Source organism: Janthinobacterium sp. GW458P (assembly GCF_002127585.1).
In the GTDB taxonomy this organism is placed as follows: Bacteria; Pseudomonadota; Gammaproteobacteria; order Burkholderiales; family Burkholderiaceae_D; genus Janthinobacterium.
Genome location: NZ_NEGZ01000005.1, coordinates 1 through 15,207 on the forward strand (window position 1 = coordinate 1; position 15,207 = coordinate 15,207).

General features: G+C 55.9%; 12 protein-coding genes and 1 pseudogene. 12 read left to right on the forward strand and 1 reads right to left on the reverse strand.

Annotated features, from left to right (window positions below; genetic code table 11):
* Window positions 1-64: 64 nt before the first annotated feature.
* The 5 genes and pseudogenes from CBW50_RS05605 (at window position 65) to CBW50_RS28660 (ending at window position 5,949) form a co-directional block, all read left to right on the forward strand.
* Window positions 65-1,227, forward strand: a protein-coding gene (locus CBW50_RS05605; RefSeq protein ID WP_139842406.1) for an IS3 family transposase whose coding sequence is annotated in 2 segments (ribosomal slippage) — window positions 65-320 and window positions 320-1,227 — 1,164 coding nt in all. Because the reading frame shifts where the segments join, the coding sequence is not laid out codon by codon here.
* 215 nt (window positions 1,228-1,442) lie between these two features.
* Window positions 1,443-1,580, forward strand: a pseudogene (locus CBW50_RS28645) (IS3 family transposase); the annotation flags it as partial.
* A gap of 363 nt (window positions 1,581-1,943) precedes the next feature.
* The gene (locus CBW50_RS28650; RefSeq protein WP_139842407.1) at window positions 1,944-4,067 is read left to right on the forward strand and encodes a hypothetical protein; all 2,124 of its coding nucleotides are present in this window, start codon (window positions 1,944-1,946) and stop codon (window positions 4,065-4,067) included.
* Window positions 4,064-4,825 carry a hypothetical protein gene (locus CBW50_RS28655; RefSeq protein WP_139842408.1) on the forward strand — a complete coding sequence of 254 codons (762 nt, stop codon included), beginning with the start codon at window positions 4,064-4,066 and terminating at the stop codon, window positions 4,823-4,825. Before CBW50_RS28650 ends, CBW50_RS28655 begins: the two co-directional genes overlap by 4 nt.
* Before the next feature lie 2 nt (window positions 4,826-4,827).
* Window positions 4,828-5,949: a hypothetical protein gene (locus tag CBW50_RS28660; RefSeq protein ID WP_139842409.1), complete on the forward strand. Its 1,122-nt coding sequence runs from the start codon at window positions 4,828-4,830 to the stop codon at window positions 5,947-5,949.
* Here the strand turns inward: CBW50_RS28660 and CBW50_RS28665 are convergent.
* Complete coding sequence (locus CBW50_RS28665) at window positions 5,933-7,234, reverse strand: hypothetical protein (RefSeq protein WP_139842411.1); 1,302 nt, start codon at window positions 7,232-7,234, stop codon at window positions 5,933-5,935. The genes CBW50_RS28660 and CBW50_RS28665 overlap by 17 nt on opposite strands.
* Window positions 7,235-8,555: 1,321 nt before the next feature.
* On the opposite strand from CBW50_RS28665, the gene CBW50_RS05625 reads away from it, so the two are divergent.
* The 7 genes from CBW50_RS05625 to CBW50_RS05655 all read left to right on the forward strand — a co-directional run bounded on the left by CBW50_RS05625 (window position 8,556) and on the right by CBW50_RS05655 (window position 15,189).
* Entirely contained in the window at window positions 8,556-9,425 is an 870-nt protein-coding gene (locus CBW50_RS05625; RefSeq protein ID WP_086144626.1) for a head GIN domain-containing protein, read from the forward strand.
* 71 nt (window positions 9,426-9,496) lie between these two features.
* The gene (locus tag CBW50_RS05630) at window positions 9,497-9,769 is read left to right on the forward strand and encodes a YkgJ family cysteine cluster protein (protein ID WP_086144627.1); all 273 of its coding nucleotides are present in this window, start codon (window positions 9,497-9,499) and stop codon (window positions 9,767-9,769) included.
* A 149-nt stretch (window positions 9,770-9,918) separates the two neighbouring features.
* The gene (locus tag CBW50_RS05635; protein ID WP_086144628.1) at window positions 9,919-10,689 is read left to right on the forward strand and encodes a DeoR/GlpR family DNA-binding transcription regulator; all 771 of its coding nucleotides are present in this window, start codon (window positions 9,919-9,921) and stop codon (window positions 10,687-10,689) included.
* A gap of 37 nt (window positions 10,690-10,726) precedes the next feature.
* Window positions 10,727-11,875, forward strand: a complete 1,149-nt coding sequence (locus tag CBW50_RS05640) for an MFS transporter (protein WP_086144629.1) — start codon at window positions 10,727-10,729, stop codon at window positions 11,873-11,875.
* Window positions 11,876-12,031: 156 nt separating this feature from the next.
* Window positions 12,032-12,877: an undecaprenyl-diphosphate phosphatase gene (locus CBW50_RS05645; RefSeq protein ID WP_086144630.1), complete on the forward strand. Its 846-nt coding sequence runs from the start codon at window positions 12,032-12,034 to the stop codon at window positions 12,875-12,877.
* 6 nt (window positions 12,878-12,883) lie between these two features.
* Complete coding sequence (recQ, locus tag CBW50_RS05650) at window positions 12,884-14,707, forward strand: DNA helicase RecQ (protein WP_070220494.1); 1,824 nt, start codon at window positions 12,884-12,886, stop codon at window positions 14,705-14,707.
* The gene (locus tag CBW50_RS05655; RefSeq protein ID WP_086144631.1) at window positions 14,707-15,189 is read left to right on the forward strand and encodes a hypothetical protein; all 483 of its coding nucleotides are present in this window, start codon (window positions 14,707-14,709) and stop codon (window positions 15,187-15,189) included. The genes recQ and CBW50_RS05655 overlap by 1 nt, the downstream gene beginning before the upstream one ends.
* The last annotated feature ends 18 nt before the right edge of the window (window positions 15,190-15,207 follow it).

Below are 15,207 nucleotides of genomic sequence, written 5' to 3' on the forward strand. Positions count from 1 at the left end.
TGTAGTGGTTTAATGTACCCGGACACTGATTTAGGCGAGAATGCTCGCCACAGAGAGGTGTTTGATGAGCAAGCAAAGACGTACGTTTTCCCCTGAATTCAAACAGCAGGCAGCATGCTTGGTGCTGGATCAAGGATACAGCCACGTGGAGGCAAGCCGGTCGGTCGGCATCGGCGAATCAGTGCTGCGCCGCTGGGTGCAGCAGCTTCAGTTAGAGCGGCATGGCATCACGCCACAGAGTAAGGCAATGACGCCTGATCAGCAGCGAATACAGGAACTCGAAGCACGCATTGAGCGTCTCGAGCGGGAGAAGTCTATTTTAAAAAAGGCTACCGCGCTCTTGATGTCGGAAGGGATAGAACGTACGAGGTAATCGATCAGATTTGTGGTGACGAATCAATCGAGTTGATCTGCGCGGTGTTCGACGTAGCGCGGTCATGCCTGTATGCATATCGGGAGCGCGCCCGGCACATTGATGTTGAGCGCATGGCATTGCGTAGCCGCGTGCACGAGCTGTTCGTCGAGAGTCGCAGTTCGGCGGGAAGCCGCAGTATCATGGGCATGATGCGCGAGGAAGGCACGGCAATTGGCCGCTTCAAAGTCAGTCGTTTGATGGAAGAGTTGGGGCTGGTCTGCAAACAACCTGGCAGCCATGCCTATAAGCAGGCTACGGTGGAGCGGGTCGATATTCCAAACCACCTCAATCGTGAATTCACAGTGGCGGCGCCAAATCAGGTCTGGTGCGGGGACATCACCTATGTCTGGGCGCAAGGCCGATGGTATTACTTGGCAGTGGTGTTGGATTTGTTCGCTCGCCGAGCGGTGGGCTGGGCATTCTCGCTACGACCCGACGCTGACCTTGTTGTGCAAGCGCTGGAAATGGCTTACGAGCAGCGAGGTCGACCACAGGGCCTACTGTTGCATTCGGATCAAGGTAGCCAGTACGCCAGTCGAAAATTCCGTCAGCGCTTATGGCGCTATCGGATACGACAGAGCATGAGCCGGCGGGGAAATTGCTGGGATAACTCCCCGATGGAACGGCTGTTCCGCAGCTTCAAAACGGAATGGCTGCCGTCAACTGGTTACATGACGGCACAGGAAGCACAACGGGACATTAGCCATTACCTGATGCACCGGTATAACTGGATACGGCCACATCAGTTCAACCAGGGACTGGCACCGGCCGTCGCCGAAGAAAAACTTAACGTAGTGTCCGGGATGGGTTGACCACTACACTTTCATCTTCTGGGAACTATGGATCAGGAGAGTTTAAGCGACGGGTGGCAATTCACCCCTTCCAAAATGAGTGTCAGCAACTGGATTGCGAATTAAACGGTGGTAACGAGACACTACCTTAGCCGTAAAAAATAATCCCCTTGAAAATTAGTCTTAACATTCTCTTCGGAGTCAAACATGAAAATGATCTCTGGAAATTCAGANTGACGGCACAGGAAGCACAACGGGACATTAGCCATTACCTGATGCACCGGTATAACTGGATACGGCCACATCAGTTCAACCAGGGACTGGCACCGGCCGTCGCCGAAGAAAAACTTAACGTAGTGTCCGGGATGGGTTGACCACTACAGATCCCGGCGAAAGTTTCTTCGCGAAAAACATGCGCGAAGCGCGCAGATACGAGCAACTGTATCTAGAACTTCAGTATAGGATTAAGTCACGGGAGATCGTGGGGGACGACAAGGAAACCTAACGCGCCCGGCGCTCGCTTGCTTTTTAACCCTCAACTCAAATGCCGTCGGTGGAAATACTTTGTAATCAATTTGGTCGCTAACGAGTGACCGGAAGAAATTGCGTTTCTAGTGATAAGTTGTTACAAAGTGTGAATATTTGTCGCCTGGAAATAGGCTATGCTAAACACTATTTTTTTGTTGATATTATATCAATAAATTCTCATTGGAAGTATTCATCAGAAAGCGGCACCTGTGCAGAACGACCTTCGATTTCCGGTAATACATCATTTTGCCGTGTCAAATTACCAACTCTACCCTGGAGATAGCGGTCAGGGTTTTTCCTACGACGTAAAGTCTGGCGTAAATATAGTTGTCGGCGTCAACGGCTTAGGGAAAACAACATTATTGAATTTGTTGCTTAAGCTCATAGCTGGGCCAAGCCAAATTCAAGCTGCCGCTGGGCTTGGTATGGGGAGTCGGGAAGAGGGCCGATCTGTTGCGCGTTTCTTTTCTGCGCGTGTTAAGGATGCAGCCGCTACCGCGACTGCGACTGCAACTTTAGGGTTTGGTGATCGAACTCTCACCGTAACAAGAAAACTTACGAATCTCGAAATAACTTACTTAAAAATTGACGGAATAGAATCGTCTGAAGTTAACGCTGAAGCTTATGAAAACCGTTTTAAAAGCGGTGTTCTGCAATTATCTGGCCTTCAGCAATTTTACGATTATCTCTTGTTAGTTCATTTTATATTTTTCTTCCTTGAAGATCGACAAGCACTGGTTTGGGATGAAGATGCGCAGGCGGAAGTCTTACGTGTCTTGTACTACAATCCAACCTCTCAGATTACCTATAGAGATTTATATAATAAAATTGCGCAATTTGATTCTGAAATTCGAAATACTCAGGCGGTATTAAGCCGTCATGAAAAGAAAATTCAAATCGAGTTGCTGAAGCGTGCTGATGATACTTCTGCCCGTGAGCTAAAGTCTCTACATAAGACCCTGGTCTCCTTAAAAGATTCTATGTCGGTCTTGGAGGAGAAAACTGATGCACTAAATAATAATCGAATAGCATATCGCGATCAAGTTGAAGCTTTGCGAGTCGAGAGAGAAACAAAAGTAAGCAAAGCACGTTCAATGCATGAAGAGTATCTGAGGACAGAGTTTGCAGCAGCTGAACATGAGGCTTTGTATGCGGTTGCATCCGTGATTAGTGAACGAGGTTGTATTTTCTGTGGATCACATACAGACCGGGCGCGAGCAGCGGTCCAGCAAAAACTGGATGTTCACCATTGCCCGCTGTGTGATGCCGGTCCGAGCGAACGAGAACACCCGCATGATCACCAGAGTAACGATAAGTTGGAACTACTGGCCGCAGCTCAGGTTTTTGAGGTCCAGGCAGAGGATAGTGCAGAGCAAATTTCCAGAGTGGATGCACTAATTCAAAAAGTTTCGGATCAATATCAAACATCAATGGGCAAGTTGATAGAACAGCGCAAGCAGCACCAAGAGGTTCAGCTGCAAATAAAAATATTGGAGAGCGGCCTTCCAAAAGATGCTGATGAAATAAAAGATCTACAAGAAAAATTGCTTGGCTTTAGGGATTTACTTGATTATTCTAAGCAAGAGAAGGCGGAGGCGGAGGCGGCCTTGGCGTCCATTGTTGATCCTGGTGAGGCCATCGTTGCTGACATGGCTGGCGCGATCATAAGGCGCTTCAAAGAATACATTACCGGATTCATGGCCGAGACTTGTACGCTTCAGTACGATGTTCGCGAAAAGAAGATCGGTCAAGGGCCCTCGACTGTTAAGTTCCGCTTCCCGGGCTTTTCGGTTCGCCTGACCTCTGGCGTGTTCAAAGATGAGGCGGCGAATCGCCTCTCTTCAAATGATGTTTCTGAATCTCAGCGCGAATTTATAGACTTGGCATTTCGTATGAGTCTTATCGCGGAAATTACTACTAGAAGCGCTGCGATGATGGTTGTGGAGACCCCGGAGGCGAGCTTGGATTCTGTTTTTGTTCCACGCGCTGGTACGATGATTAGACAATTTCTTCAAGTAGCTGAAAATTCATCGAATTTCTTAATTGCTAGTACCAACTTGAATCGCGAGGCGATGATACCTGCGTTGTTCGGGGTGATTCCAGAAACGGAAGCCTTACAGTATGCGAAGGAGAATAATCGAACCGAGTTCGAGGCAAGGGCAATCCAATCGGTACCTTCAGAAGAACGAACGACCCGTATGATAAATTTGTTGGAAATTGCCGCAAAAAATGCTGCATTGATTAAATATGAGGAAGAATACAAAGAAGAATTCCACAAAGCTGTCTTCCCATCTTGGGAAAAATTCGATGTGGTACTGGAGTCAGTGAAATGACATCTCCTCTTCCAAGTTTCATCCGACGCTATTGGATTTTACTGGTATTGCGCGCGACGTGCCTTTCCGGATCAGGCACCGTTTCATCAGATTTTTTTCACCGGCTTGTTTATTATGTGAATGCGCTATTACCTACCGTAGGATTGCCTGCAGAAACTGCGCGCGTCATGAAAGCTAGCTACGGCCCTTTTTTTCCAGAATATCAGTGGGAACTGGACCGGCTCGTTGGTGCTAACTTGGTCGAGGTCGCAGATTTGGCTTGGATTTCTACCGACCAGCGTTTTTTTGGAAAGTACCGAATTACACAAGCCGGCCGGACATTAGCAGAAAAATTATCTCAAGGCACGACTGGATTGGCGGACATCGAACGTGCGATATCAGAAATGGTGAGCGCTTTTCTTTCGACCCCTGGAGCCCTTTCTACGCTCGCCGCAAAATTGGATGCCAACTTCGGTCAAGACACCGTACGCGATGGTGAAATAATCGACTTCGGCGAATGGACCAAGGAGAATCATTCACGTGATGCTGCAGAATTTCTTTTTCAAACCTGGCTCTCCAAAATTATTCCTATATCTGGCGCGCCGGCTTCTTCGACTGCAATTCCGTCCAGCCCTACACAAGAATCGTCGCCCACCGGGAGATCACCTTATCGTGTTAATTGGTCGGCAGATGCGCAGCACTCAAGATCTTTCCATCTCTATGCCCACTACCTAGTCCATCGGCTTGTTCAGCAAGCGAAAAGCACGGTCGGGGTATAGCTATGAGTTCAACTACCAGTTTTGGCGCTGCTAACGCAAGCGACTTGGCCGCATCAATTGATATTTTGCCGACTGCCGGCATCGGTCCTGCTTTTAGCTTCGAACGGGCCGCAGGTAAGTCGATAGATCAAGTTCGACATGCGTGCAAGGACACGAGCTTGCCATTGCCAACGGCAACGTGCGTGACGTATGTTTTTTGTAGTGACTTGGAGAGGGCTTCAACGGAAAGCGATTTCGACCCGATTAATCTTGTTTGGACGACTGACACGTCTGTTCGATTGGGTGACATAGAGAACAGAATTGTACTGATCAGTCGCAATGGCGGCGCCGGTTGTCGTTCGAAGAACGTCTTTGTCAAGATGAGTGATCATGCAAATGCTTTGGCAAAAATGGGATTCGGAGCCTCTTCTGCATTGATTTTTCAGCTTCACAGTTCTGTAGTAACTCTATATCACGATGGCATCATAGGAAACGTGAACGAGGAACGAGCATTTGGGACAGTTTCTCAGTTGTTGATCGGGGATGCACTTGAGAAAGCTCTCGATTATTTTGATGACACATGGTTGAACGCACAGTTGGGGCATGCAATGGTCTGGGCAAAAAATGAAGACTATACCCATGTTCCTGCAGAGAACACGGAAAAGCTAATACAGAATCAGCTCCAATTGGCGTTAAGCATAGCAGACATGGGAAGTTTGGTTATGCACGAGATACTAAACCCTGACGGACGTGCCGATTTGCTTTTGAAATCTGAGACCCCTGCAGGCACGCACTCGGTAGTTCTGGAGCTGAAAGTTTTGCGGTCATTCAGCTTCCCTAAAACGAGGAAAGATGGAAAAGTATCCCCTGTCTCTGATGCAACGAACGAGGCGAGCGCCCTTGAAGTCGTAAAGCAAGCCTATGCCTATCGCAAGCAATTTACGGCATATCGCGCTTGCGCACGTTTATATGATATGCGCAAGTCGCATGCCGATACAAAAATCAAAGTAAAGTCTAAAGAGCTTGCTGATAAATTATCAGTGGAACTCTGGGTTAGTGAGATTCACCGCACGGTGCAAGACAAACGTAATGCTAAGGTTGCCAAGGAATTGGCTTCCTCAAGTACAATTAATTCCGGCAAATAGTGACTAGAGATTCAGGCAGGTTGAGTGTGCCGCCTTGCTGCGCGCTCGACCGCATTGAACGTACCTTGTGTTGTGCGATTACCTGTAATCCGTGTGCCGGAGCAAGTTCTTCCAAAATTTTTGGTACAGGGAGGTGCACACCTAAATATTGAGAATCGCCGACTACCAGTTCGATTCTACCGGCTTCACTAAGACGGGTACCAATTTCGCTCACGATACCTATAAGGTCGGCGAAATATGCTCCGATCATTTCAGGAATTCGCCCATCCCAGAGTTCCCCTCGTTTCGCGGATAATTGCTGATAAACATCTGCCAAGGTCTGTGAATTCAGGTTGAAAGTTAAATCTCTTCTAATCTGAACATGAGAACGGAGTGTTTGCTCGCGTAGAGAACGGTTTCCTTGCGAAGAGTCCAAGTAGCCAAGCATCCACAACTCGACGTTATAGACGTCGGTATAATCGAATGAGTTCGGATAGGGCGGTGAAAAAAGAGCGAGGTCGACGCCGGCGTCAACATGACCTATCTGTTCGCGAGAATCACCGCGGAGCAGTTTGTATTCAGTAATTTTTTTTCGAGCGGTTAATGGTGCGTCTTCAATTATTTTCGAGAAGGCGTCCTCGAACAAGGTGTCGACGTCGGGTATGGCACGTTGTTGCCAGCCCTTCCGATATCTACGGCCTTTACCGTTGACTACTGCGTTGCTAGCAGGGATGAGTACCGATCCCAATGCCACACGTGCGAGACGCTGAACGCTTGGGTCTTCTAGTTCATCGATAGCAGCGCGATAGCTAAGTACTTGCTCAGCTACGGCATGATTAAAGATCCAGCGCTCTTTGACGCCTGGCTCAATAAATGTTGGAGGAAGGAAATAGTTGCCTAATAAGTCGGGGCCACGGAGAGCTCTAGCTCTACGAATAAGTGAACGCTTGGCATGAAGTAAGCGGGCGGCATCAAGCACAGAAAGCTTGGCCTCGGTAAGATCCGCCAAAAAAGGGTTTACTTCAATTGCTGTTGGTATGATCCCAAAAAACTGGGAAGTCAGCGCAGTTGTGCCTGATCCTGAAAATGGGTCAAGGATATTTGTGGGAGCATTTGGTTGACGTTTGATTACTCCTTCGACAAACGACGGAGAAAATGCTTCTTTGAAATGGAACCATCGCTGGAATCCCACTGCAGCGGTCCCTTGGTTGGTCGTTGGGGCAGGCGAAAGCCATCCGGCTAGCCAGGAGTTGACCCCCTCTCCAGCCAAGGCTTCATGCGTCGGTCCATTGCTGCTACGATCCATTGAATCTCTCGTTGTTGTCATAGACTTTAGAAATCTTCAGTCATTATCTATCATAATATCATGAATTTGATGATATTATGATGAAATGTCGAGGCCATCAAAAAATAGATCATTAATGCGAGAAATGTGCGCGCGGCTGTCTGCTATGCTGGATTCGACTCGAATTTCGGATTCTGAGATTAGCCGTTTGCTAGGCTACGCGAATCCTGCAACCTTGGCTCGCATGCGACGTGGAGAGGCTTTTTTGGATTCAGAACGATTGGCGACTCTAGGACAGCTCAAAATATTTGCGGGGGCCTGTCCGAATCTTCATTGGGTACTAACTGGTCAGGGAACTCCACTTTTGGGACACATCAAAGACAAGCATATTGACGCAACAGAAACATTGATACGAAAAGCTACTGAAGAGTCAAATTTGGTTATCGGTCAGCAAACACCATCTATTGTGGCATCTTGACCAAGTCACCGCATCCGAAGCAATCAATGACTGTTCTTGATTGCATACTGTAAAAATCGTCTGGGGTCGATTTTCTCAGGCGTCATGCCGACTGCATATAACGAGTAGCGCGGAAATATCATATATCTTGCGTAGAGGGCAACGCTAGGCGCGAGGCTCTCTTGCCCCCTGAGACATCCACAAAAAAGACGACACATGAAACATCGATCAGGTTGGCCAAGCCATACTCATATGAGGTTCGCTCGTAACCAGCGCCATTCAAGAATATATTAAAATAAGTCAACGACAAGATGCCCGATCTAGCGGCCATTCAAGAACGCTGCTGGACGAAAAAAACTGGACGAGAATCGTAAATCCTTGATTCCAAACAGCCACGATTCAAGATTCTATTCCGACGTAACAGCCCGCCGGCACCATGGAGGACGGCTCACCTTGCAGCAAAGCACAGGCATTGTACCCCTCGAGATAGGCCGGTGCGGCAGATGCATGCCGCCACGCCAGCCTTCAACCGTGCAACTCATGCAAGAGTGCCGTTGCGGCACATCTATAGACGACGGCATACCGATACAGTATAGCAATGCGCAATGCCATCGGATAAGCCAGCACTCCCTGCATGCCGCTTCCATGCGCTGGCGCCTGTCGATGCTACTGCCCCCCCTCCTCGCCGCCGCGCCGGTATTACGCCGCCGACATGCAGTTTCGGGCAAGGCAACATGCAGTTCAGTCCCCATTTTGCGCAGTTCATCGCATTTCCATTCACGCCCCCGCGCCGCTTTGCTATCTTGCCATCGACAGCACGGCAGCCGCGGCGCGGCAGCCGGCTTATTTCCTGTTCCAAACTAAAACAATCATAGAGGAAACACCATGCGTACCTTGCTGGCCCTGTGCTGTGCCCTTGCCCTTGGCGGTTGCGCCATCGTCATCAACCCCGGCGATGGCGAAGTACGCCATGCCGACTCGGGTGGCAGTGCCATCCAGGGCAACGAGCAAGTGAGCCGCGACGTGCGCCAGGTCAGCAACGTCGACACACTCGACATCGACAGCATGAAGCGCATCGATATCAAGATCGACGTGCGCGTCGGACCGGCAAGCTCGCTGGTGATCGAGGCGGACAGCAATCTGCAACCACTGATCCATAGCGACGTGAGCGGCAATACACTGCGTATCTGGAGTGACAGCAACATTCGTAGCGGCAATGGCATCCATGTCATCTACACGACGCCGCGCTTGAGCAAGATCAATATCTCAGGCTCGGGCCGCCTGGTGGCCAGCGGTTTCAACGGCCAGGACTTCAGCCTGGTGCAGCGCGGCTCGATGAAGAGCGAGCTGTCCGGCAAGGTGGGCCGCCTTGACGTGGCCAACAACGGTTCGGGCAGCATCAACGCGGCCGCCCTCGCCAGCGGCAATACGGACGCCGTGCAGAACGGCTCGGGCCGCATCCAGCTGGGCGATGTGCGCGGCGAACGCATCAACGTGGCCGTCAACGGCTCCGGCAACATCAGCGCCAGCGGCGCCGTGCAGCGCCTCGACACCAACGTCAACGGCTCGGGCGACATCAACCTGGCGGCGCTGAGCAGCGACGTGGCCTACCTGGCGAGCAACGGTTCCGGCGACATCGATGTCACCGTGCAGAGCGAAGTCAACGCCCGCACCAGCGGCTCGGGCCGCATCACCGTGCATGGCGATCCGCTCCGCCGCACCTTGTCGGGCAAGCGCGTCAGCATCGTGCGCTAAACACCGCCCTGGCGAGACACGGGGGCCGGCTTGCTATACTGTCGGCTCCTCACCCGCTCGTCTGAAATCCCATGTCACCACTTGCCACCCTGGCATGCCGTCCATCCTGCGGCGCCTGCTGCACCGCACCGTCCATCACCAGCCCGATTCCCGGCATGCCTGATGGCAAGCCTGCGGGCGTGCGCTGCATCCAGCTGGCCGACGACAACCGCTGCAATATCTTCGGCCAGCCGGAGCGCCCCGCGTTTTGCGGCGGCCTGCAGCCATCCGATGAGATGTGCGGCAGCAGCCGCGAACATGCGGTGCACTGGCTGGCGGAGCTGGAACGGCTGACGGCGCCCTGAGCGGCTTGGCGGCGCGCACCGCCCCAGAATCAGTATTCCTGATGACCATCCATGGCCGCGCATAAGGCTGCGGCTGACAGATAACTGTTGACCACATTTGCACGTTTGCGTATATTCATGCACATTCCTGCACGTTTTAATTAAAACCTATGTCCGCCGCCCTGCTCCTCAAACAACGCCACGCGCTGATCCAGCAACAACTGCACGCCGACGGCCGCGTGCTGGCGCTGGACCTGGCGCGCCAGCTCGACGTGTCCGAAGATACGATACGGCGCGATTTGCGCGAGATGGCGGCGGCCGGCCTGTGCCAGCGCGTGTATGGCGGCGCGCTGCCGCTGGCGCCGGACGGCGGTACCTTGACGCAGCGCAAGCAGGCGGCGCCCGAGCGCAAGGCGCGCCTGGCGCAGGCCGCCGCATCCCTCGTGCGCGCCGGCCAGGTGCTGTTCCTCGATGCGGGCTCGACCAACCTGGCCATCGCCAGCGCCTTGCCGCAGTTGGCGCTCACTGTCATCACCAACGCGCCATCCATTGCCATGGCCCTGATGGAACATCCCGAGATCGAGCTGATCATGGCTGGCGGCAGGGTCGACCGCCGTGCGGGCGCCAGCCTCGGTCCGCAGGCGCTGCGCACAGTCGAGCGCATGCACCCCGACCTGTGCTTCCTCGGCGCCTGCGGCGCCGATGCGCACGCGGGCATAACGGCGTTCAACTATGACGAGGCGGAATTCAAGCGCAGCATCGCCGGCGCCAGCAAGGCCGTCGTCGTGGCCGCCACCAGCGACAAGCTGGGCACGGCCGCGCCGTTCGGCGTGCTGGCCACGGGCTTGCTGCAGCATCTGGTGCTGGAAGCGGACGCCGATGCAGCCCATGCCGCCGCCTTTGAACGGCTGGGCGTGCACGTAATACGTGCCCGCGCCTGATCTTCATTCATCCCTCTGTCCCTAGAAAATCTCCCTCATGCACCTTACCGGCACCCTGCAGCAACGCGCCACGCGCCTGGTCTTCTTCGCGGCCGGCCTCGGCATGGCCGCCTGGGCCCCGCTGGTTCCCTATGCCAAGTCGCGCCTGGGCCTCGATGAAGCGACTCTCGGCATTTTGCTGCTGTGCCTGGGCGCCGGCTCGCTGTGCGCGATGCCGTTTACAGGCATGCTTTCAAGCCGCTTCGGCTGCCGCAAGGTCATCGTCGGCGCCGGCCTGTTGCTGATCGCCATCCTGCCCGGCCTGGCGCTGGCGGCCACGCCGCTGCAACTGGGCCTGGTACTGCTGGTGTTCGGCGCGGCCATGGGCACCTTCGACGTGGCCATCAATATCCAGGCCGTGATCATCGAAAAGGCCAACGGCGGCGCCATGATGTCGGGCTTTCACGCGCTGTTCAGCGTGGGCGGCTTTGCCGGCGCGGCCTGCATGGCCCTGCTGTTGTGGCTGGGCCTGACGCCGGCCTGGTCCTGCGTGGTGGTGATGCTGCTGCTGTGCGGCGTGCTGGGCGCGGCGCAAGGCCACCTGCTGCCGACGGCGTCTGTCTCCGGCGAAAAGACGCCGCTGTTCGTCATGCCGCATGGCGCCGTCATTTTCATCGGTCTGCTGTGCTTTATCGTCTTCCTGGCCGAAGGCGCCATCCTCGACTGGAGCGCCCTGTTCCTCACCACCACGCGCGGCGTGGAGGAAGCCAAGGGAGGCCTCGGTTACGCCGCCTTCGCCATCGCCATGACGGTGGGCCGCTTCACGGGCGACAAGGTGGTCAGCCGCTTTGGCGGCAAGCGTGTGCTCACTTTCGGCGGTCTGTGCGCGGCTGGCGGCTTCTTCCTGGCCGTGCTGGCGCCGCATGCCAGCGTGGCCATGCTTGGCTTCGTGCTGATCGGCCTGGGGGCGGCCAATATCGTGCCCATCCTGTTTACGGCGGCAGGCAACCAGCAAGCGATGCCGGCCAGCCTGGCCGTGGCGGCCATCACCACCATCGGCTACGCGGGCATCCTGGCCGGTCCGGCCGTGATCGGCTTCGTGGCGCACGCCACCAGCCTGAATATCGCCTTCGCCATGCTGGGCGCCGCCCTGCTGCTGGTGGCGGCCAGCGCGCGCCTGGCTGCGCCGCCCCAAAAGGCTTCCTGAAGCCTCCCCCCGCCTGGCGGACAGCGGCAAAAAACCGCTGCCCGCCAGCGTCCAAATCGGCTCGCCGGACCTCCGGCATGGTAAGCTTCGACCCCGCGTACATTGCTGGCGCAACGCGGTCCCCCCATCCTGTCACTTATACCCGTTTATACATCTATGGATCTCATTCTTGCGTTAAAAGCCATCATCATGGGGCTGGTCGAAGGTTTTACCGAATTCTTGCCGATTTCGTCCACGGGACATCTGATCCTGGCCGGCAGCCTGCTCGACTTTACCAAGGATGTCTCGAAAGAAGTCATGGATGTCTTCGAGATCGCCATCCAGGCCGGCGCCATCCTGGCCGTGTGCTGGGAGTACCGCCAGCGCATCGGCAGCGTGCTTGCCACCTTCGGCAGCGAAGCGAAGTCGCGCAAGTTCGTGCTGAACGTGGCCATCGCCTTCCTGCCGCTGGCCGTCATCGGCTTAGGCGTAGGCAAGATGATCAAGCATGCGCTGTTCAAGCCAGTACCGGTCGCCATGGCCTTCATCATCGGCGGCGTCGTGATTTTGCTGGTGGAGCGCCGCGCGCGCACCAATCCCGTCACCGTGCGCGTCAATTCGGTCGATGAAATGACGCCGTTCGACGCCCTGAAGGTGGGCTGCGCGCAGGCGTTCGCGCTGATTCCCGGCACCAGCCGTTCCGGCTCGACCATCATCGGCGGCATGCTGCTGGGCCTGTCGCGCAAGACGGCCACCGAATTCTCGTTCTTCCTGGCCATCCCGACCCTGCTGGCGGCCACCTTCTACTCGCTGTATAAAGCGCGCGACATCCTGTCGGCCACCGACGTGCCCCTGTTCGGCCTGGGCACCGTGGCCGCCTTCATTTCCGCCTTCCTGTGCGTGCGCTGGCTGCTGCGCTATATCAGCTCGCACGACTTCACGTTTTTTGCCTGGTACCGCATCGTGTTCGGCTTGCTGGTGTTGGCCAGCGCCCACTACGGCTGGGTTGTTTGGGCAGAATAAGGCACTATGAATCAAGATCTTAACCAGCGCGCGCTGCACCTGCTGCAAACCGTTTTCGGCTACCCGGCCTTCCGCGGCCAGCAGGCCGACATCGTCGACCACGTCAGCCATGGCGGCGACGCGCTGGTGCTGATGCCCACGGGCGGCGGCAAGTCGCTGTGCTACCAGATTCCCGCGCTGCTGCGCGACGGCGTCGGCGTCGTCGTCTCGCCGCTGATCGCACTGATGCAGGACCAGGTCGATGCGCTGGAAGAAGTGGGCGTGCGCGCCGCCTTCCTGAACTCCACCCAGACCTACGAAGAAGCGAGCCGCATCGAACGCCTGGTGCGCACGGGCGGCATCGACGTCGTCTACGTGGCGCCCGAGCGCCTGATGACGCAGCGCTGCCTGGACCTGTTCCAGGCCTCGAAAATTTCGCTGTTCGCCATCGACGAAGCGCATTGCGTGGCCCAGTGGGGCCACGACTTCCGCCCCGAATACATCAAACTGTCGGTGCTGCACGAGCAGTTCCCGGACGTGCCGCGCATCGCGCTGACAGCCACGGCCGACCCGCAGACGCGCGCCGAAATCGCCCTGCGCCTGCAACTGGAAGACGCGCGCCAGTTCGTCTCTTCCTTCGACCGGCCGAACATCCGCTACCAGATCGTGGAAAAGGCGAATGGCCGCAAGCAGCTGCTCGACTTCATCAACACGGAACACGCGGGCGACTGCGGCATCGTCTACTGCCTGTCGCGTAAAAAAGTGGAAGAGACGGCGGAATTTCTGAACCAGAGCGGCATCCGCGCCCTGCCCTACCACGCAGGCATGGAATACGCCAAGCGCAGTGCCAACCAGGCGCGCTTCCTGCGCGAAGAAAACATCGTCATGGTCGCCACCATCGCCTTCGGCATGGGCATCGACAAGCCCGACGTACGTTTCGTAGCCCACCTGGATCTGCCGAAAAGCATCGAGGGCTATTACCAGGAAACGGGGCGCGCGGGCCGCGACGGCATGGCCGCCAACGCCTGGATGGCGTACGGCTTGCAGGACGTAGTGCTGCAGCGGCGCATGATCGACGAGTCGGAAGCGGACGACACTTTCAAGCGCGTGCTGGGCGTGAAACTCGATGCCATGCTGGGCCTGTGCGAAACGCTCAGCTGCCGCCGCATGCGCTTGCTCGAATACTTCGGCGAACCGGCTTCGCCGTGCGGCAATTGCGACACCTGTCTGGTGCCGCCCGTGTCCTTCGACGGCACCGTGCCCGTGCAAAAACTGCTGTCGGCCATCTACCGCGTCGACCAGCGCTTCGCCGGCGGCCACGTGATCGACGTGCTGCGCGGCGTGGAATCGGAACGCATCAAGACCTGGCACCACGATTCCCTTTCCGTCTTCGGCATCGGCTCGGATTTGGGCGAAGCGGAATGGAAATCGATCCTGCGCCAGGCCATCGCGCTCGGTCTCGTCTCGGTCGACCATGAACAATACAGCTCGCTGAAACTGACGGACGCCTCGCGCCCCGTGCTCAAGGGCGGCCAGAAAGTGCAGCTGCGCCAGTACCAGAAACCGGTGAAGACCAGCAAGCGCAGCACCAGCGTGGCGAAAGGTTATGTCGAGACGGACTTGTCTACCAGCGAGCAGGCGATCTTCGACAAGCTGCGCTGGTGGCGCGTGGAGACGGCGCGCACGCACAACGTGCCCGCCTACGTGATTTTCGTCGACGCCACGCTGCGCGAAATCGCCAAGGCCAAACCCACCTCGCTGGAGCAGATGCGCGGCGTGAGCGGCGTGGGCGAGAAAAAACTGGCCTCGTACGGCGACGAAATCGTCGCCATGATTCTGGAGATGATTTGATGGAAGCACTCTCGCCGGACCTGATTTACCAGGCCGTGAAAATCCTTGGCGCCCAGCCTGACGCCGAAGACGCGGTGGAAGCGCAAGTACGTACGCTGGTGCAGGACGACCTCACCGTGCGCCGCCTGGCCGACGTGGTGCCGGAAGCCTTCGGCCTGGTGCTGGCCTCGCACCTTCCCGGCGCCGAAAACATGACCTTGCCCAACACCTTCTGCGCCCAGGACGAGGATGGCGAGTGGGTGGAGTTCCCCCTGCGCCGCGAGCCGATCTTTGTCGTCGCTGCGGACATCGCCCAGCATACCTTCCACAACGGCCCGCGCGCCCTGATAAAAAATCTCGCCGACCGCAGCTCCCTGCTGGCGGCCATCAACAAGGCCCTGAACGCGGGCGGCTCGCTCGACGGCACGACCCTGGGCCCGCCGTCCTTCTTCGGCCTGCCCGCCGCCCTGTACCAGCCGGCGGCATCTCCCGATACGCCCTGACCACGTCATCTTGCCTCT